The following is a 17,532-nucleotide window of genomic DNA, read 5'->3' as shown; positions in this document are numbered from 1 at the left end:
ATGCTGGACAAAAGTCACGCGGGGGATTATTACTGATCGCCGCGTAATTTACTTTAGGGACGGCTGAGATCATGACATTGCGGACTGAGTTTGGACGAATTTTGATTACCGGCGCGGGTGGCCGGGTCGCCACGGCATTCCGTCAATCGGTGGGCGATCGCTATCAACTGCGGCTGGCGGAAAGAGACATCAACTTGTTGACCGGCCTGCAACCCGGCGATGAAGTGATCAGCTTCGACATTGCCGATCTCGACGCCTGCCGCGCGGCCTGCGCCAATATCGATACCGTGCTGCACCTGGCCGCCGATCCCTCCCCCGACGCCGATTTTTGCCACTCGTTGAAAGATAACAATATCCTCGGCACCTACAATATTTTCCGCGCCGCGAAAGACGCCGGCTGCAAACGCGTGGTGTTCGCCAGCAGCGCGCAGGCGGTAGAAGGCTATCCGCTGGATTACCAGATCCGCCCGGAAGACGCCCCCAAACCGAAAAACCTGTACGGCGTCAGCAAGGCGTTCGGCGAAGGCATCGCCGCCTATTTTGCCCATCAGGAAGGGCTTTCCGCGCTGTCGGTACGCATCGCCAACTTCACCACGCTGGAAGCCGGCGAGCAGCTAAGCGCCCGTGACATGAGCGCTTTTCTCAGCCACCGCGACGCCGCCGATCTGCTGGAACGCTGCATCCGCATTGAAGGCGTGCACCATGCGGTGGTGCACGGTGTCTCCAACAACCGCTATAAGCGGCTGTCGCTGGAAGAAACCAGCCGCCTGCTCGGCTACTACCCGCAGGACGATGCGTTCAGCATCCTCGGCTTCGCCTAAAGCTTGTTGTCGATGCGCTGCAGCAGGTAGGGGAAGAACGGGTTGGAAGCGATGCGCATCAGCGAATCAAGATCGACCACCAACACCGACCGTTCGCCGCGCGCAGCGATAGTGCCCAGGCTAATGCCGAACTCATCGCGCTGCGTCGGGAAACGCCCATACAACGAATCGCTCACCGGGAACGGCAGCGCCACATGCGACAGCGAATAAATATCCGCCGGGTAAGTCATCCCCAGCGGTTGCACGGTTTCCGTAGTTTTCCCGGCCGGCGTTATGCGGGCAATCGCCTCGTTGCTTTCCGGTGAGGCGTTGGCTATTACCGTCGTCTGGTAACGGCGTGGGGGTACAGGCAACAACTGGCTAACCGCAGCCGCCGCGTTTGGCCGCAGCAGCGGCCCGAAGTTGATTGTACGATTGACGTCAAACAGCACCAATTCGCTGCCGTTCGCCGGCAGTTCATTGTATAACGCGCGGATCACCGCCCGGGTGCTGACGGTGGAATCCATCACCGACTGGAAGGTCAGCACCGGCGGCAATGTGCTCAGCTTGCCGTCACGTGCTGCACGGGCGATTTGCTGTTGCAGGTTATTGCTGAGCAGATAAGACTGACGTGCGCCATTCACCGGAAACGAGTTGTATTTAAATGGATTAAACTCCGGCAACACCCCAAGCCACGCCGCTTTGGCAAACGCCGGGAACACCGCCGGCCAACCGGCGATGCCGGCGAAACGGGCAAAGCTGGTGACGCCGATCATCGGCGAAATCAGAATCAGCCGCTGCGGTGCCGCCAGTTTCGGGTCTTCCAGCGCATCCAGCGCATATTTCATCGCCAGCGCACCGCCGTTAGAAAAGCCCACGATATGCAGCGGCTTGTCGCCCCCGACTTTACTGCGTGCCTCGCGTACCGCCAACCGCATCGCCGCCAGCCAATCGCGCCATTCGATATCGGTCAGCGCACCCGGTACCGTACCGTGCGCCGGCAGGCGAATGCCGACTGCCACAAAACCGCGCTGCCGGTAGTTTTCGGCGATATGCCGCAGGCTGTAAGGGGAATCGGTCAGGCCATGCAGCAACACCACCGCGCCACGTGGTTCGCCCTGCGGCAACAGCTCATAGGAGCGGTTCCAGTCCTGGGCAAAGTGCGGCGGATACACAGGGCTGCCGTCGAAATAGCGGTTGAGCGGAATGCGTTCGCTGGCGGAAAGCTTGTCGGTGACGTTGGCCTTCACCTCATCGAACACCCGGTTTTCGGCGACCAGGTACGCTTGCCAGTCAGCCTTATCCAGCTCGGCGGCAGACAATTCGTGCGGCACAAAAGTGTGCCACGGCTCCAGCGCAGGGCCGCTTTGGGTGTCGTAAACCCGCACTGCAAGCAACGTGAATACGACGGTGACGACCACAATCGTCAGCCGTTTGATCCCTTTGATTATCGCCCTGGACGGCATACTCACCCCTGAATTCACGGTTATCCAGCAGCGATTATAGGTGCTAAAGGCGCTCAGAGGGAGCGCACGCTTGTCGTCCTTTTAAAGGATTAATGGCGGGTTGTTATTTTATGGGCACTGTACGGATAGCTAAAATAACCGGTATTTCATTAGAACTGAGATAGGCTATATTTCCAGTCAACGTAAAGCGGCTTTGAAAACGGAATTTTGGAAAACACTTACGCGAAAAAGGAACACAGTGGATGAAAAATCTTGATGACCTGGAAGCGTTTGTCCGCGTGGTTGACAGCGGTGATTTTTCAAGCGCGGCGCGTTCATTAAACGTTACCGCCGGGGCAGTAAGTAAACAAATAAGGCGGCTTGAGAGTTCGCTGGGCGCAACGTTATTTGAACGTAGCACCCGTCGCATTCGCGTTACCGATGAAGGGCTGCAGATTTACGAATGTGTTAAAAGAGGGCTAAGCAACCTCCATGAAGCCTATAGCATCGCTGAACAAGGCAGACAAAGCCTCTCCGGTAACATTGCCATCAGCAGCCCCACCACCTTCAATAATTATTTTCTGATCGAAGCCATTGAGTGTTTTAAGCAGCAACATCCAGAGGTTAGCTTCTACCTGGATAGCGCCAACCGGGTAGTGGATATCTATTCAGAGGGCATTGATCTGGCAATCCGCTCCGGCCAACTTTCAGACTCGCAACTGGTGGCGCGCAAGGTGCTTGAGCAGCACCGGGTATTGGTTTGCTCCCCCTCATACCTGGCAAAAATATCCCCGCCAACCCATGTTCAGGATCTGTCAGCCTTGAACAGCCTGGTATTCGCTTATCCGGGCTACAATTCAGCCTTCTGGACATTGGAAAATACCGAAAATGGCGAAGTGCGGCGCGTGCCGGTCAAAAAAGCCATGAGCGCCGATGATGGCATGACGTTACTCCATTGGGCATTGCAAGGCCATGGCATTGCATTACGTGAATCCTGGAGCGTACAAAAACACCTCACCAACGGTGAATTAATTAATCTATTACCACAGTGGCACGAACCCATTAGCCCGATTCAAATCGTTCGTACCGGCCGCAACTCGGTACCGATAAGAATATCGATGTTTGCCAACTTTCTTATCGAGTTTTGCCAGAATAAGCTAAATAAAGGGGAATAGTTATTCGCTGTCATTGTGACAGAACTTCACAAGTGATATTCCACCCCCTGTATGGTGCTATTTCCCAAGACCCGGCATGATTATCTCCACACTATTTCCCCTTTCAGGAGTAAAGATGCCGCTTGCCTTGCTGGCGTTGGCGATTAGCGCTTTTGCTATTGGCACAACGGAATTCGTCACTACCGGGTTGCTGCAAGATATTGCCCGCGACCTTCACATTACTATTCCGCAGGCCGGTTACCTGACTTCCGGGTATGCGTTAGGTGTGGTGATCAGCGCCCCCATCTTGACCCTGTTGCTGGCTCGCTTTAACCGCAAACATACCCTGGTGTTTTTGATCTTGTTATTTATTGTCGGCAGCCTTGCCTCCGCCAAGGCCGCCACCTTTGAACAACTGATGTTGGGCCGCGTGCTGTCCGCATTCTGTCACGGCGCCTTTTTTGGCATCGGTGCAGTCGTCGCCACCACCGTGGTCGCACCCAACAAAAAGGCCAGTGCTATTGCGCTGATGTTCACCGGCCTGACGCTGGCGAATGTGGTGGGTGTCCCCCTCGGGACTTACTTCGGCCAACACTTCGGCTGGCGCGCAGCCTTTTGGGCAATTGCCGTGCTTGGTGCGATTGGCTTTGTCGGGTTGGCCGCGCTGGTGCCAAAACAGCTGGCCGAACGCAGCCCTATTCTGGACGAGATTGCGGTCTTCAAGCGCCCGCAGGTCTGGCTGGCATTGATCGTCACCGCCGTCGGTTTTAGCGGATTATTGGCCTCTTTTGCCTATATATCCCCGATGATGACCGAAGTGGCCGGTTTTGCGCCGGAAAATCTGGCCTGGATCCTGTCAATCTATGGCGTTGGCCTGGTGATCGGCAACATTGTGGCGGCTAAATTCGCCGACCGCGCTTTGGCGCCGACCATTTTGACTTTGCTGTTCCTGCTGACCCTGATCCTGGTGTTGTTCACCTACACCCTTCACATCAAACCCTTAGCCATTATCAGCGTGTTTTTGCTTGGTGCCATAGGTTTTGGCACCATCCCGCCGCTGCAAATGTACGTGATGGAAACCGCCAGCGGTGCTCCCACCCTGGCCTCTGCCGCCAATATTTCGGCGTTCAATCTTGGGGCATCCGGCGGTGTCTGGTTGGGTGGTGTAGCTATCGATGCGGGTTACGGTTTCGTCTCGCCTAACTGGGTAGGTGCTATTACCACCGGCGTCGGTCTGCTGATCGCAGTCTATGCGCTACGAAAAAAACGGGGGCGGGAAGAGAGCGAAATACCAACGTGACGGATGGGGTGCCTTGGCACCCCGCCTTTTGACCGGCGCCTGATCATCGGTCTTACCCTGGCGCCTGACAGTATGGCTAAATTACGGTTTTTCGGCGATTTTGCGCAGATATTCGTTATTTTTAAATGCAATGATGATCATTTCAAAACAGACGCGGGTAAACACGCCGCCGAGAATAATCCCGAGCAGGCCACGGAAGAACTCCCCGTAGAACATCGCCCCAATCCCGCTAACAAGAATGCCCAGCAGGCAAAGCCAGTAAACGGCGGTGATGATTTTCGGTGTCAGCATCGCGTCAAAAAAGAAAATATTTTTCATTGTAAATCCTTCCTTAGGTCAGTATTTAATTATCCCAGAGGCGACGCATCAGTATGGTGGTCGGCCCTATTTGTTACACCGGTTATGATAACGAGTTATGCGACGCAAAGCGCAAGAAAATCAACGAACCATTGCATGAAGGTGAAGGCTAAAAATGCGCAACAAGCTAGGCCACAACATACTGGGCTGTTTGGCGGCATTGCTGCTGTGCAGCCAGAGCGCACAAGCGCAGGAAACGCTGATCTTCGTCCGGCACGGGGAGAAACCCGCCAACAACAGCGGCCAACTGACTTGTAAGGGGTTGAACCGCGCACTGGCATTACCGCAGGTGCTGCTGGGCCGCTACGGCAAGCCGGACTTTATCTTTGCCGCCGGGCCGAAAGAGAACAAAAGCGGCAGTTCGCTGCGCGCTTTATCGACCATTATGCCCACCGCCGTGCGTGCAGAGTTACCCATCAACATTCAGTTCCATGCCGACGACATCGCCGGGCTTGAACAAGCGCTGCTCAGCGAGAAATACCAGAACTCGCGCGTCTTTATCGCCTGGGAACACAAGAACCTCGACAAGGCGGTGAAAAACATCGTTGCCGCACGCGGTGGCGATGCCAATCAGGTGCCCAAATGGCCGGGCAGCGACTTCGACAGCATTTTTGTGGTCACGTTGGATAACAGCGGCGGAGTGAATACGGTGTCATTTAAGCAGGAAAGTGAGGGGCTGGTTCAATTGGCAGAGACCTGCCCATCCGCAGGGTAAAGCCAAAACAGCCTTCAGTGGGCTTAGTCGATGGACCTCCTTATCACCCGGCCGCTACCGGTGTAATAAGCCCCAACTCAACGCCCAATCGGATAGCCTGACGGGCGTTGCTGACGCCCAGCTTCACCACAATATTACCCATATGAAACTTCACCGTTCTCACGGAAATACCCGCGATGGCAGCAATCTCTCCATAGGTTTTCCCCATGCTGGACCAATACAACACCTCATTCTCCCGTGGGGTGAAAATGGGTTTGCACACGCCCGCATGATGCTCTCTTATGCCGGAGGAGACCGACCCGGCGAGACGATACATCTGTTCATTAAAATCGATCAGTAACATCTGCAGAGCGCCGCTATCGGACGAGAGCCGCTTCTCCAGCGCCCCTTGTCCGTTGCTGCCGATGATGACAGACAGCAACGCCAGGTTGTTCATAGGGTCATGCAATACAAAAGTGAAGCCGTTAACGATGTTGTATCGCCTGGAGAGGGCAAATATTTTATCTGGCATCAGGGTGGTATTTTCGCCCCATGCAAAAGGCGAGGTGCGTTTGAACGCAGTCAGTATCACCGGGTCAGTGAGCTGGAAATGATTGGTGCGGTAGAGATTCACCCATTCGTCAGGGTAACTGGAAATAATGAGAACATCTGACGGATTATTCTTCCTGACAACCGTGTAGGCGTATGCCGGGCTACCGAGTGATGATAACTTCCTGTCGATATGCTCCCGAAGCGTTCCCGCTATGATTTGATTTTCATTGAGGGTAGAAAACATACGGGCTCCGTGGCGCTCTGGCTTTCCCCTTTAGATGAAAGAACCTGAACTTAAGTACAGCTTATATATTATGACCCGTGATATATAATAAACCCGTTCGGTACTGGTAAAAAAAACCTGACCTTTACGGTCAGGTAGCCAATGTGGCCAACACCAGGGAAAATTTTTCGGTCAGACAGGGCATGCAAAAAGTCACTGCTGGCCGGGTTCGTTACTTTAACACTGCTAACCTATTCTTTCAAACTCATCTTCGCCAAAACAGCAAATCTGTAGTTAACCGACCAGTGTCCATGTGAGCTTGTCTCCTGCGCCAGGCACTGCCAGCGATAACGTCTTTGATCAGACAATCAGCAGGAAGGTCTGAAACTCTTGTAGAACCAAACTGTTTTTGTACGTTTTGCGAACAATACGTTAAATCGGGGCGAGCGCGTGTGCAAACCGGTCACATGGGTAACTGTTTTAAACTCGCATGGCAGACACCGCCCCCATTATTGGCGCTCAAGCCAGTCGAGAAATCCCCTCGCGTTATCGGCAAATGCGGCGTCGTTAGCAGTGCCGGCAGCATGCGCCAGCAGATATTCCACCGCTGCCGCCTTATCAGGATAAACAGCCAAAAATTGCTCAACGTAATCATTAAGCGCGATCGGCCAAAACCGGCTATCTGGATCGCGCAGCATATTGGTTGCCCTGATCAGCTTTCTGGCCGCCTCACGTTTAAGCCGCTGTAGCTCTGCGGGTACCCGCTCGTCGGCGATGTTTTGGAAATATTGCTCAAGCACAGCCCGTAGATCGGCATTTACCGCCTGCGGAATGCGGCGGTCCGGCTGAAAAAGCGGAAACGCGGAGGAGAGATCGCTCCCCCAAATACATCGGCAATGGTGTTTCAGCCAATAGCCCCAGCTAAAGAGATTGCTCGGTTTCAGCGCCTGATCAACAGTGCCGATATCAAAATCCACCTTGCTGACTATCGCGTGCTGTTGCTGAAAATTTTGCCGCCACTGCTCGATATGCTGCAACTCCACCGCCGCTGCTGGGCGGGCCAACAACAGGGTAATATCCAGATCGGAAACACCGGGTGTCGCTTCACCCCGCGCAACGCTGCCGTAGAGATAAATGCTGTGGATCAGTTCAGAAAATTGACGTGGCAACCCCGTGGTCAAAGCCGCCAGCACGGGAGCGAACGCATCCTGTAGCTGAAAGCCGGTCACCGTGGGAATAAAAATATCGCCGTTCAATATCATTGGCTGCTCCGCGGGCGTGATTTGATCATCACAAGAATCGCATTTGATAACTAACTTTATGGATTTTACTTGTGGGGGCAAGAGGTATTCCGGCTACTTATTAGTATCGGTTTTCCACAGTAACAAACCGGCAATATCTTTTCTCCTTCAGCTTCTGTTAAGCGGCATTGCTACTCACTTTGCGATCCCGATTCCAATCCCTACAACAAATCCCTGTAAATCCATCCAGCCTGTTTCCTGCACGTTATCGCCGGGATAGAGTCTTCTTGCCGCGGCAAAATCCGTAGCCGGGATTGGAACCCCGCCCCCTTCAACTCTGAAAAGACTTGTGTTTTTTCAGCGCCTACGTGCACACTCAGTTCGGTGGCTCAGGCAGGACAACCGCAAGGTTGGCCGGTGAATGAAGGGCCGGAGTTCCAAACCTGTCTGGGCCACCACCAAAGCTTGGAACTCTTTGGCAGTGGTGATAACCATCCTTCAAGGGAACATCATCATGACTGAAATGAATCAAACACCCACCGACAGCTCCATCTCTATCTTCCGCAACCTCATTGCCGACCTGCAATTTTGCAAACTCAGCGATATCCAATTATGCGATCTCAGCGCCGTGGCTCAGGAATCCGCAGAAGGGTTATGTCATGGCTTATTGTATCTGGCAGAATCTCTGGAAAACGGGGAACAGAGTTCAACAAGCAGCAGGGTGCAAATCATCGCCTGGCTCAAAGCCTCTGCACATGTGCTCCCTGCCCTGTTAGAACTTAGCGAGCAGGCGAACAACCACCTGTTGCAGATGCATGAAGAGCATGTTTATCCGTCGTAGTTTGCCCGCGATGCGTTATTGATTTGATGGCGAAACCTGCAAAAAAGACACCGACCGCGGGTGTCTTTTTGCAGACCAAATGCAGAGCACCCTACCTAAACCCAACACTAAAAGTGCTAATATTTTGGCGTTTTAAAGGCTTTATAGAAGCAATATTAGCACTCTACTATCCTAATGGCCCGCCGGTTCGAACGCATCAATACCGGCCGGCACCTTCATTTTGCTTCCGCAATGACGATGACCCGGCATCAGGATGGTGATGGTGCCTAGACCAGAGTCTTCAAAGATATTGCTTATGGTCGCTTTAGCTTTGCCACATAGCCCGCAGAGAGTCACCAGAGATCCATATCGAAGCTCATTACTCGGATAACAGTTATTTTCCGGAAAAATAACCGAAAATCGATTCGCTCGGAGAGGGGTTCTGTTGAATTTAAGAAAGTACAGAAAACAGTGATTTGGCGGAAGATCACAGGAGTGATGAAATGCATTCAACTGATTGATAAACAATAAAATTAACGATAAAAACAATAATCCTATACATAAATTTTTACGTGATCATACAAACTATGGCACGAAGCGATAACGCAGGCAGGAATCACACTTACCTGCGTTACTCATTATCAGAAATGCCTCTGCAAAGGGGTAACCATGTAGTACTGAGCCTCGCCGAGACGATCCCTCTGACTAAAAGAGCGAAGAACTACGCCACGCCCCGACAGCACTTTACCATCGATTGTAAAGAATTTCTTGAGTTAATCTCGCCAGCCCATAAAGTAGTGCATCATACCGAAACCTGAGTCAGGAGCATGACGCATGAAACTGTTTCACGGCACTAAATTCACTTTCGATACCTTCAGTGTTGATTACCCCGGCACTGGCGAAGCCGGTAATATTCATGCTATCTGGTTTGCCAATAACTTTACTGCGGCACGCAATCATGCCAGGCAGGTGGGCAACTATAGTCAGTGCTGGGTCTATGAATGCGAATTGGCAGCGGACGCTGTACTAATGAAAGCCGATATTTCGCTCAACCAGCAACCCGCCATCCAGAAACAGCTAACCAACGTCTTACCGGTCTGTATATCGGTGCAGACCCATTACGATACGCTATTCGCTGATTATTTCCGGTTCAATAAAATTGATCCTGAGTATCATGACGATCATGAAATCACCTTATTACGCCACGCAGGGATTGATGCTATTTATGATTACGAGCGCGGATGGCAAGATGCCCACTTGCATGGAGCCACCACAGTGGTCCTTACACCGGAAAAAATACGTATATTGGCAGTCCATGACGTGTGACTTATTTGCCCACAGGCTATGTCGTCCTACTGACAGGTCGTTTTTTCACTGCCACTCTGCAGGCTATCCTCTCCCTCCGATAACACTGGATTGATAAACAAGGAAGGTACACATTGTTTCGCCAGGAAGCGATTGAAAATCAGAAAATGAAATGGCGCGGTCGAGCCCTCCTTCTCCCCGGAGTTCCCTTTTGGTTCACCGCGGGGTTATGCCTGTTTTTTATCATCGCGCTTCTCAGCTTCGTTATTGCCGGCACCTATACCCGGCAGGTCAACGTAACTGGTGAGATCAGTACCTATCCGCGCGCCGCCAATGTCTATTCCGGAGTTCAAGGCGTGGTAGTCAAACAATTCGTCACCGAAGGACAGGAGATAAAACCTGGAGATCCCATTTACCAAATCGATGTCAGCAAAAGCACCCGCAGTGGCGTGGTCAGTGACAACCAGCGCCGAGATATCGATAATCAGCTAGAGCGTATTACGCAGATCATCAGCCGGTTGGAAAGCAGCAAGAAAGCTACTCTCGACATGCTGGAAAAACAAAGAGCGCAGTATACAGCTGCCTTACAGCGTTCCACCGACATACTTCGACGTGCCCAGGAAGGAATCCGTATCATGAAGGAAAATATGGAAAACTACCGGTACTATCAGACCCGGGGCCTCATCAACAAGGATCAACTCTCAGACAAGGTCGCACTGTATTACCAGCAACAAAACAACCTGCTGGGCCTCTCCGGCCAGAACGAGCAAAATTCCTTGCAAATAACAGCATTAGAAAGTCAGATTCATACCCAGGCTGCTGAGTTTGACAATCAAATTTACCAGATGGAGCTGCAACGTTACGACCTACAAAAAGAGATGCTCAACATCGATGCTGGCGGGGCAATCATTGTGCGTGCACTAGCCGGCGGTCGCGTCGATTCACTGAGCGTCACTGTCGGGCAAATGGTCAACGTTGGCGATAGCTTGCTACAGATCATTCCGCACAAGATCGACCACTATGCCCTAGTGCTCTGGGTGCCCAACGATGCCATTCCCTATATTGCCACCGGAGATAAGGTCAATGTACGTTATGACGCCTTTCCGGCGGAGAAATTTGGTCAGTTCGCAGGTACTGTGTCCGTCATTTCCAAAGCCCCTGCCTCGCCGCAGGAAATGCAGACCTATCAAGGGGCGCCAAAAGCAGCGCTGACCGCCGCCGTGCCGTACTACAAGGTGATTGTCAGACCGGAGAAGCAGGTTATTGCTTACAATGGTAAACGTCTGAGCCTAGAAAACGGCATGACAGCACAGAGCACCCTGTTTCTGGAAAAAAGGAGGATTTATCAATGGATGTTATCACCTTTCTACGACATGAAACACAGCGCAGAGGGGCCAGTCAATGAGTAAGCCCTCTATTAAGAAGTTGCTAAGCCAGCTGGATATGCGGCTACGCAACCGTGTCCCATTGGTTCATCAAACCGAGTCTTCTGAGTGCGGTTTGGCTTGCTTGGCGATGATATGTGGCCACTATGGCAAGAACATTGATCTGATTGCACTGCGTCAACAATTCAATCTGTCGGCACGTGGTACCACGTTGTCCGGACTGACAAGTATTGCCGACCAGTTAGGACTCTCAACCCGGCCCTTGTCTCTGGAGATCGATGAGCTTGGCGCACTTAAAATGCCATGCATATTGCACTGGGAGTTCAACCATTTTGTGGTATTGATCAGTGTTAATCGCAACCGCGCGATACTGCATGACCCCGCACGGGGTTATCGTTCCGTCAGTCTGGCAGAACTTTCGCAGAGCTTTACCGGCGTGGCGCTTGAAGTCTGGCCAGGCAGCACATTTACGGCACACATTGTGCGTAATCGGCTCAGTCTAAGCACATTAGTGGGCAGTGTACACGGCCTTAAGGGAACGCTTGGCAAGATTTTTTTCCTGTCACTAATGATAGAAACCATCAACCTGATGATGCCTATAGGAACGCAACTGGTGATGGATCACGCGATCCCTGCTGGGGATCACGGTTTACTCGCTCTTATCTGTATTGGGCTCATGCTATTTATTCTACTGCGAACGGCAGTAAGCATGTTTCGTTCCTGGTCTTCTCTGATAATGGCGACACTCATCAACGTCCAGTGGCAATCGGGGTTATTCAACCACCTGCTGAGACTGCCATTGAGTTATTTTGAAAGGCGCAAACTGGGTGATATTCAGTCCCGATTTGGCTCACTAAACACATTACGTGAGACGTTTACTAGCAGCATCGTAGGGGCACTAATGGATAGTATCATGGTGATCGGCGTAATAGTGATGATGGTGCTATATGGGGGCTGGTTAACTTGGTTTGTACTAGGATTTACTGCAACTTATGTGCTCATTAGGCTACTAACATATGGCACGTATCGGCAGTTGTCGGAAGAAGCGCTAGTCAGGGATGCTCGAACAAGATCATATTTTATGGAAACCCTATATGGGATCGCAACGATTAAGATGCAAGGAATGAGCGAACGTAGAGCAAATCACTGGCTAAATTTAGAGATTGACACCATCAATACAGAGATAAAAGTCACTAAGATGGACTTGCTTTTCGGGGGAATAAACTCATTTATAGGGGCTTGTGATCAGATAATAATATTATGGCTAGGTGCAAGCCTTGTAATTGACAACCAAATGACTATAGGAATGTTTATTGCTTTTGGTGTATTCAGAGAACAGTTTGCCGATAGAGTCTCATCTCTGACTAACTTTCTTTTGCAATTACGCATGATGAGTCTACATAACGAACGTATTACAGATATTGCAATACACTCACAGGAAGCTAGAAAGCCGGATATTATCGTAAATGTTGCCATGCGCCCTGTTTCTTTAGAAGCGTATAACTTAAGTTATCGCTATGATAGCCAGTCTTCACCAGTTTTCAGTGATCTCTTTATCCATATTCTACCCGGGGAAAGTGTAGCAATCACAGGGTCTTCTGGAGCAGGGAAAACGACCCTGATGAGAGTATTGTGCGGGTTGTTCGAACCAGATGAAGGTAAAGTAATAGTAGACGGTACTGATATACAGCAGCTTGGTGTTAATAATTATCATAAAATGATCGGTTGCGTAATGCAAGATGACAAATTATTCTCTGGCTCGATACGAGAGAATATTTGTGGATTTGATGAGGGCGAAAATGAAGACTGGATGATTGAATGCGCGAAGGCAAGTTACATTCACGATGTTATTATTAAAATGCCTATGGGTTATGAAACTTTGATCGGCGAATTGGGTGAAGGTTTGTCTGGAGGACAAAAACAGCGTATATTTATTGCTAGAGCTCTTTACCGAAAGCCAGGCATCCTCTTCATGGATGAGGCTACAAGTTCATTGGATCATGAAAGTGAAAGTTTTGTAAATAAAGCAATAAAAAAGCTAAAAATAACGAGAGTGATAATTGCTCACAGAGAGACCACAATTTCATCAGCAGACAGAGTTATATCTCTTAAATAGTTACTGTATGATTAAATTATAAAATCAATATCTCGTAAGAATTTATTCATAATAGATGATACAGCTTGTTCATCTATAGTTTCAGTTATGAATTCGTCTTGTTGATAATTATCAATATTACTATGAATTTTTTCCAAATGAAGCATATCATTATGATAGCGTTGCGTAGACATTAAATATAGAGAAATGAAGTGGAGTAAACAACTATTTTTATCTTTATAAAACTTTAATAGTTCATCAGCATGACGATATGCCTCATAAAAATCAGATTTGTCTAAGAGATATATTATAAGCCTCGACTTCACGTTCAGTGCATATACTTCAATATCATGACTGTAAGGTAGGGGTACTTTCCCAAACTCGTCAAGGATATCCTCAAATTGCTTATCATTTAAATCCAAATATCTAAGCATAAAATACTTCCACCTTAACTCCGTTGGCGCCTCATCCAACTGACGTTTTAGAAGCTGTAGATTTCTTTTTCTCTTCCCTTCTAGGTTCCCATACTCTAAATACCCCGTATGGTTTATTATTATTTCCGGTGCGTGTTTTATATTGTAGTTATCTTCAAAAAGATACTCATGAACAAACCCTTTATATCTCAAGGATGGCCTCTTCATAAATATCCTCGCATTATTCCGCAAAATAGAACCATTCATGTTATCAATAGTAGGGGAGTATAGAGTAAGTTCCTGGCCATCAAATAGCGAATATATATTCTCTCTAAATCCCTCTCGACTTTCCTCTGCTAAATACTCGTCAGCGTCAATAACAAAACAATAAGGGCCAGATGCAAGCTCTATTGCATAATTGCGAGATTTTGAAAAGTCATCGCCCCATCGATGATTATATGTTTTTATTTTACTATTTTCTTTAGGGATTATGTCTAAAGTATTATCAACAGAGCCTGTATCAACAATGACAACTTCATCCGTAACATCAATAATAGAATCTATCGTTCTTAATATTGAATTTTCAGCATTGCATACTATTATTAATGCGCTGATTCCAGTTTTATTCATTCCTAGTTCTCCAAGAGGATTTGATACCTAACGGTGTGTCTAAAGTTTGCTTTTGAAACCCTACCCCTAAATCGTCATTTTGCATAAGTTTAGCGAGTTTCTCGGTTGACAAGATTCTATGTAGGCCAGTAAGTTTACATATTACTCGATATATTGTATTAGATACTAACCTTGGCCCGGACAAATAGAATGTTACGAACTCATTTTTTGAAATTACATCATGTCTATAATTTAGCAAGAAACTAAAAGTAGTGCTCCTGTCTTGTAAAGAAGACATTACAAAATTACCTTCAAAAATTTTATTATGCCTTTCAATATAGTGATAGTTAAATGCTACTCTTTTAAGTAAAGTTTTCAAAAAACGAGAACAAGGAGCCGACGCAATTATGTTATTAAAAAACACACCGCCAATAAATGCTACTGTACTTATTGATATTAACCCATCATAGACATAGATATCACCTAGGGCCGGAGGTTGATGAACCTCAGAGTTATTAATGTCTGATATTAATGCATCGGAAATATCACTAATATCAACATCACTAACATATTTAATTTTTTCCAAATAGTCGTTAAAATTCATCAAGGCTTCATTTTCATAATTAAACTTGCACAAGAAAGCATGGGACTTAGCTAAATAAACGTTTTCATCATGACGGATATCGAGTTTATCTAACAGAGCGTTTGTTTTCTGATAAATACTTTCAAGGTAAGGAAGTGTATCTATATCTATATATACTCCACCATATTTGTACAATATCAAAAGTCTGATAACATCACTTGCACATGCCAAATTACCTCTTAATATTAGCTCATAATAGTAAAATTTCTTATACTCACTGAACTCAACATCAAACAACTCTTGTATATCCATTGTTTTTATGTGGTCTGATATTTTTTTATTAGAGTAAGAATCGCAGCCAACATATTCAATATTTATATTCTTAAGAAATTCATGCGCGGCATCATTAAATCCAACCCCATTTTTTATTTTATGCCAGATATACTTAAAAGCATCATTCTGGAGTTTTAAAATGTCTTTCTTACCAGAGTCACTATCACAGTATGATTTTAAAGCCCGCTGAAACCATTTAATAAAAGAGGAAGATGAATCGATCCATAAAAATAACGATTTATCTTTATTAATATCACTCCATACTTTTATATATGATATATCGGCACAGTACAGATCACCTATCCAGACAAAGTGGATATTGTCGGGAACCTTAATCCTTTTAAAGTTTTTATTCTTTATAATATCTATAGCTTGCTTAAGACTCACATCTTCACAGCCCCCCCCCATTGCCAGATTGTATTTTAGAGTGTGTCTTTCCATTTTATCTTAAAAATACCTCAATAATAGAAGAAAATGATATATCTTTTGTATATTCCTCAAGGGACTTGCTATTTTCACCTAATTTTTCTTTGAATTTTTTCACCGCTTCTTTTTTGGATTCAGCCTCAACCTCTACTTTTTGAAAACCTTTGCCCATTAGTTTCTCTAATTCATTTTCATTTCTTTTACGTTCATCATAGAGAAAATATTTTTCATTATTATAGATAAAATTAAATTTTTTCATGCTTATCCTTAGAATATTTGAGATATCACAAGGAGAGCATATCTCCTTGTGATGTTTAAATTTATCTTAACAGGTGCGCATGCCACCAGTACAACCACAATCTCCGCCCTTCATTCCTCCCGGACGACCAAAATGATTGGCTTGGCTGCCGCTACCCCGATTGGATTGAGTATAGCTATTATGTTGACGATCATTTCCAGAATTACCGTTAGCGCCACCGCGACCACCACCGTTATCAGAACGATCACCACCATTATTTCCACGGCCGCCAGAAATATTGTCTAATAATGATGAATCAATAACTTTCATAAACAACTCCTTTTGAAGATGATACTAACCTATATAATTTTGTGCAAAGCGATTAATCAATAACCCATGCGTGAAAATTTTTCAACATATTTAATTAGAAAATTTAATCATTACTAAGACGGCTTTTATGTTTTTCGAGTCTATATTGCTTAGATTGGTTGTAATTTCACATGGGAAATATTATTTTTTTAATTTTAAATCAACATTTTAAATAAAAACCTGGTTATCAGAACACCAATATCACTTTGTGTTGTTAATGTTTACGTTATTAATAATTAGGAGGCAAACATGACAATTTTTGGACGGTCTCTGCTTGTAATCCCTAGAACTTGCCTGCCGGAAATTTAGGTGGTTCCGGCGTAGAACCCCCAAGACACCCGCGATATTGTGGCGGCCGCAGTGAAAACTGCTCGAAGCTATCTGGCGTGACGAGTACCACAACAAGAAAATGGGGATAATTTTGAACGATCTGTTCGACAAACATCCGCCACTCGCCAGCAGCGAACAATTGATGACAATCATCGATGGCATAAACCACTCAAAAAAACAAAACCTGCAATCAATGAAATAAAAGCTGAACTTGGTGCCCGTCTTGTAAAAATACCAAAAGGTAGCTGTAGACTTAAAACTTTCAACAGAGGGAAAGTTGAGGTCAGAAACATAGAAAGTAATTCACCCGGTAATGATCGTAATAAATACCTTTTTATGAATGATATAGAGGATAATTTCCAATATAAATTATTGCATCCTCAACATGGCATCGAAGTTATTACTGGGCTTAGCATTGAGAATAAAAAACATATAATAAAAGTCATATAGGATGACAAGTATAGGAAAAAACGAAGATGAGTTTTTCATTTCAATATAAATTGGTTCGTGCAATGGCATTATGCAAAAGAGGCTGCTACAGGAGAGATTTTGCGTCTTTTTCTATGCGATTGGAATGCCATTCGCAACCTACTTACGGGCCTCCCCGCGCTTTTCTCGCGCTTCGGCCAGCGTTATCAAAGGGTAGGTGCCAAAGGACATCAGCTTGGCTTTTCCGGCATAGCGATAGCGAAAACGCCAACCTTTACTACCGTCAGTGTTGATAAGGAGGGACAGGCCTTGGCCATCGTTGAGGGTGTAGGGCTTTTCCTGCAGTTTAGAGCGTCGAATTTGTATGTCAGTTAGGAGCATGTGTATAAGTGGATTCTGTGTATAAAAAATCTATACGCATCACTATACAC

16 protein-coding genes and 1 pseudogene are annotated in these 17,532 nt (G+C 47.3%); 8 read left to right on the top strand and 9 right to left on the bottom strand.

Annotated elements, in window-relative coordinates; all coding sequences use genetic code 11:
• Positions 1 to 71: 71 nt before the first annotated feature.
• On the top strand, positions 72 to 821 hold the full coding sequence (locus SERAS12_RS00415) for an NAD(P)-dependent oxidoreductase (protein ID WP_013811000.1): 750 nt from the start codon (positions 72 to 74) through the stop codon (positions 819 to 821).
• On the opposite strand, the gene SERAS12_RS00410 is transcribed toward SERAS12_RS00415, so the two are convergent.
• Positions 818 to 2,266: a carboxylesterase gene (locus SERAS12_RS00410; protein ID WP_013810999.1), complete on the bottom strand. Its 1,449-nt coding sequence runs from the start codon at positions 2,264 to 2,266 to the stop codon at positions 818 to 820. The genes SERAS12_RS00415 and SERAS12_RS00410 overlap by 4 nt on opposite strands.
• A 242-nt stretch (positions 2,267 to 2,508) precedes the next feature.
• Between SERAS12_RS00410 and SERAS12_RS00405 the strand changes: the two genes are divergently transcribed.
• Positions 2,509 to 3,420 (top strand): LysR family transcriptional regulator, encoded by a 912-nt coding sequence (locus SERAS12_RS00405; RefSeq protein WP_013810998.1) that lies wholly within the window; start codon positions 2,509 to 2,511, stop codon positions 3,418 to 3,420.
• Between the two features lie 115 nt (positions 3,421 to 3,535).
• Complete coding sequence (locus SERAS12_RS00400; protein ID WP_013810997.1) at positions 3,536 to 4,699, top strand: MFS transporter; 1,164 nt, start codon at positions 3,536 to 3,538, stop codon at positions 4,697 to 4,699.
• An 81-nt stretch (positions 4,700 to 4,780) separates the two neighbouring features.
• On the opposite strand, the gene SERAS12_RS00395 is transcribed toward SERAS12_RS00400, so the two are convergent.
• Positions 4,781 to 5,017 carry a DUF4282 domain-containing protein gene (locus SERAS12_RS00395; protein WP_004950762.1) on the bottom strand — a complete coding sequence of 79 codons (237 nt, stop codon included), beginning with the start codon at positions 5,015 to 5,017 and terminating at the stop codon, positions 4,781 to 4,783.
• A gap of 154 nt (positions 5,018 to 5,171) precedes the next feature.
• Here SERAS12_RS00395 and SERAS12_RS00390 point away from each other — a divergent pair, with 154 nt between their 5' ends.
• Complete coding sequence (locus SERAS12_RS00390; RefSeq protein WP_013810995.1) at positions 5,172 to 5,771, top strand: histidine phosphatase family protein; 600 nt, start codon at positions 5,172 to 5,174, stop codon at positions 5,769 to 5,771.
• Between the two features lie 43 nt (positions 5,772 to 5,814).
• Here SERAS12_RS00390 and SERAS12_RS00385 read toward each other — a convergent pair whose 3' ends face one another.
• Positions 5,815 to 6,546 (bottom strand): LuxR family transcriptional regulator, encoded by a 732-nt coding sequence (locus SERAS12_RS00385; RefSeq protein ID WP_013810994.1) that lies wholly within the window; start codon positions 6,544 to 6,546, stop codon positions 5,815 to 5,817.
• A gap of 488 nt (positions 6,547 to 7,034) precedes the next feature.
• Positions 7,035 to 7,868, bottom strand: a complete 834-nt coding sequence (locus SERAS12_RS00380; protein ID WP_239440971.1) for a nucleotidyltransferase domain-containing protein — start codon at positions 7,866 to 7,868, stop codon at positions 7,035 to 7,037.
• A gap of 412 nt (positions 7,869 to 8,280) precedes the next feature.
• Between SERAS12_RS00380 and SERAS12_RS00375 the strand changes: the two genes are divergently transcribed.
• The 4 genes from SERAS12_RS00375 to SERAS12_RS00360 all read left to right on the top strand — a co-directional run bounded on the left by SERAS12_RS00375 (position 8,281) and on the right by SERAS12_RS00360 (position 13,392).
• Positions 8,281 to 8,607: a hypothetical protein gene (locus tag SERAS12_RS00375; protein ID WP_013810992.1), complete on the top strand. Its 327-nt coding sequence runs from the start codon at positions 8,281 to 8,283 to the stop codon at positions 8,605 to 8,607.
• 813 nt (positions 8,608 to 9,420) lie between these two features.
• On the top strand, positions 9,421 to 9,912 hold the full coding sequence (locus tag SERAS12_RS00370; protein WP_013810991.1) for a hypothetical protein: 492 nt from the start codon (positions 9,421 to 9,423) through the stop codon (positions 9,910 to 9,912).
• A 113-nt stretch (positions 9,913 to 10,025) separates the two neighbouring features.
• Positions 10,026 to 11,300: an HlyD family secretion protein gene (locus SERAS12_RS00365; RefSeq protein ID WP_013810990.1), complete on the top strand. Its 1,275-nt coding sequence runs from the start codon at positions 10,026 to 10,028 to the stop codon at positions 11,298 to 11,300.
• Entirely contained in the window at positions 11,293 to 13,392 is a 2,100-nt protein-coding gene (locus SERAS12_RS00360; RefSeq protein WP_013810989.1) for a peptidase domain-containing ABC transporter, read from the top strand. The genes SERAS12_RS00365 and SERAS12_RS00360 overlap by 8 nt, the downstream gene beginning before the upstream one ends.
• A gap of 11 nt (positions 13,393 to 13,403) precedes the next feature.
• Here SERAS12_RS00360 and SERAS12_RS00355 read toward each other — a convergent pair whose 3' ends face one another.
• The 5 genes and pseudogenes from SERAS12_RS00355 to SERAS12_RS00340 all read right to left on the bottom strand — a co-directional run.
• Positions 13,404 to 14,414 (bottom strand): glycosyltransferase, encoded by a 1,011-nt coding sequence (locus tag SERAS12_RS00355; protein WP_013810988.1) that lies wholly within the window; start codon positions 14,412 to 14,414, stop codon positions 13,404 to 13,406.
• Positions 14,407 to 15,750, bottom strand: a complete 1,344-nt coding sequence (locus tag SERAS12_RS00350) for a TcdA/TcdB catalytic glycosyltransferase domain-containing protein (RefSeq protein WP_013810987.1) — start codon at positions 15,748 to 15,750, stop codon at positions 14,407 to 14,409. The genes SERAS12_RS00355 and SERAS12_RS00350 overlap by 8 nt, the downstream gene beginning before the upstream one ends.
• A 1-nt stretch (position 15,751) precedes the next feature.
• Positions 15,752 to 15,994 (bottom strand): hypothetical protein, encoded by a 243-nt coding sequence (locus SERAS12_RS00345; RefSeq protein WP_013810986.1) that lies wholly within the window; start codon positions 15,992 to 15,994, stop codon positions 15,752 to 15,754.
• Positions 15,995 to 16,060: 66 nt separating this feature from the next.
• Positions 16,061 to 16,303, bottom strand: coding sequence for a hypothetical protein (locus SERAS12_RS26375; protein WP_158307038.1), 243 nt, complete (start codon positions 16,301 to 16,303; stop codon positions 16,061 to 16,063).
• A gap of 960 nt (positions 16,304 to 17,263) precedes the next feature.
• Positions 17,264 to 17,482 (bottom strand): annotated as a pseudogene (locus tag SERAS12_RS00340) (Arm DNA-binding domain-containing protein); the annotation flags it as partial.
• Positions 17,483 to 17,532 lie beyond the last annotated feature (50 nt).

Origin of the sequence: Serratia sp. AS12 (assembly GCF_000214195.1) — a bacterium.
GTDB lineage: Bacteria > Pseudomonadota > Gammaproteobacteria > Enterobacterales > Enterobacteriaceae > Serratia > Serratia plymuthica.
The sequence above is the reverse complement of the archived record's forward strand: the minus strand, read 5'-3'. Positions and strand labels throughout refer to the sequence as shown.

Bases quoted from the DNA above. Each gene is read 5' to 3' on its own strand.
- SERAS12_RS00415 (WP_013811000.1), top strand. From the start codon at position 72: ATGACATTGCGGACTGAGTTTGGACGAATTTTGATTACCGGCGCGGGT.
- SERAS12_RS00410 (WP_013810999.1), bottom strand. From the start codon at position 2,266: ATGCCGTCCAGGGCGATAATCAAAGGGATCAAACGGCTGACGATTGTG.
- SERAS12_RS00385 (WP_013810994.1), bottom strand. From the start codon at position 6,546: ATGTTTTCTACCCTCAATGAAAATCAAATCATAGCGGGAACGCTTCGG.
- SERAS12_RS26375 (WP_158307038.1), bottom strand. From the start codon at position 16,303: ATGAAAGTTATTGATTCATCATTATTAGACAATATTTCTGGCGGCCGT.
- SERAS12_RS00400 (WP_013810997.1), top strand. From the start codon at position 3,536: ATGCCGCTTGCCTTGCTGGCGTTGGCGATTAGCGCTTTTGCTATTGGC.
- SERAS12_RS00390 (WP_013810995.1), top strand. From the start codon at position 5,172: ATGCGCAACAAGCTAGGCCACAACATACTGGGCTGTTTGGCGGCATTG.
- SERAS12_RS00355 (WP_013810988.1), bottom strand. From the start codon at position 14,414: ATGAATAAAACTGGAATCAGCGCATTAATAATAGTATGCAATGCTGAA.
- SERAS12_RS00375 (WP_013810992.1), top strand. From the start codon at position 8,281: ATGACTGAAATGAATCAAACACCCACCGACAGCTCCATCTCTATCTTC.
- SERAS12_RS00350 (WP_013810987.1), bottom strand. From the start codon at position 15,750: ATGGAAAGACACACTCTAAAATACAATCTGGCAATGGGGGGGGGCTGT.
- SERAS12_RS00370 (WP_013810991.1), top strand. From the start codon at position 9,421: ATGAAACTGTTTCACGGCACTAAATTCACTTTCGATACCTTCAGTGTT.
- SERAS12_RS00395 (WP_004950762.1), bottom strand. From the start codon at position 5,017: ATGAAAAATATTTTCTTTTTTGACGCGATGCTGACACCGAAAATCATC.
- SERAS12_RS00360 (WP_013810989.1), top strand. From the start codon at position 11,293: ATGAGTAAGCCCTCTATTAAGAAGTTGCTAAGCCAGCTGGATATGCGG.
- SERAS12_RS00345 (WP_013810986.1), bottom strand. From the start codon at position 15,994: ATGAAAAAATTTAATTTTATCTATAATAATGAAAAATATTTTCTCTAT.
- SERAS12_RS00405 (WP_013810998.1), top strand. From the start codon at position 2,509: ATGAAAAATCTTGATGACCTGGAAGCGTTTGTCCGCGTGGTTGACAGC.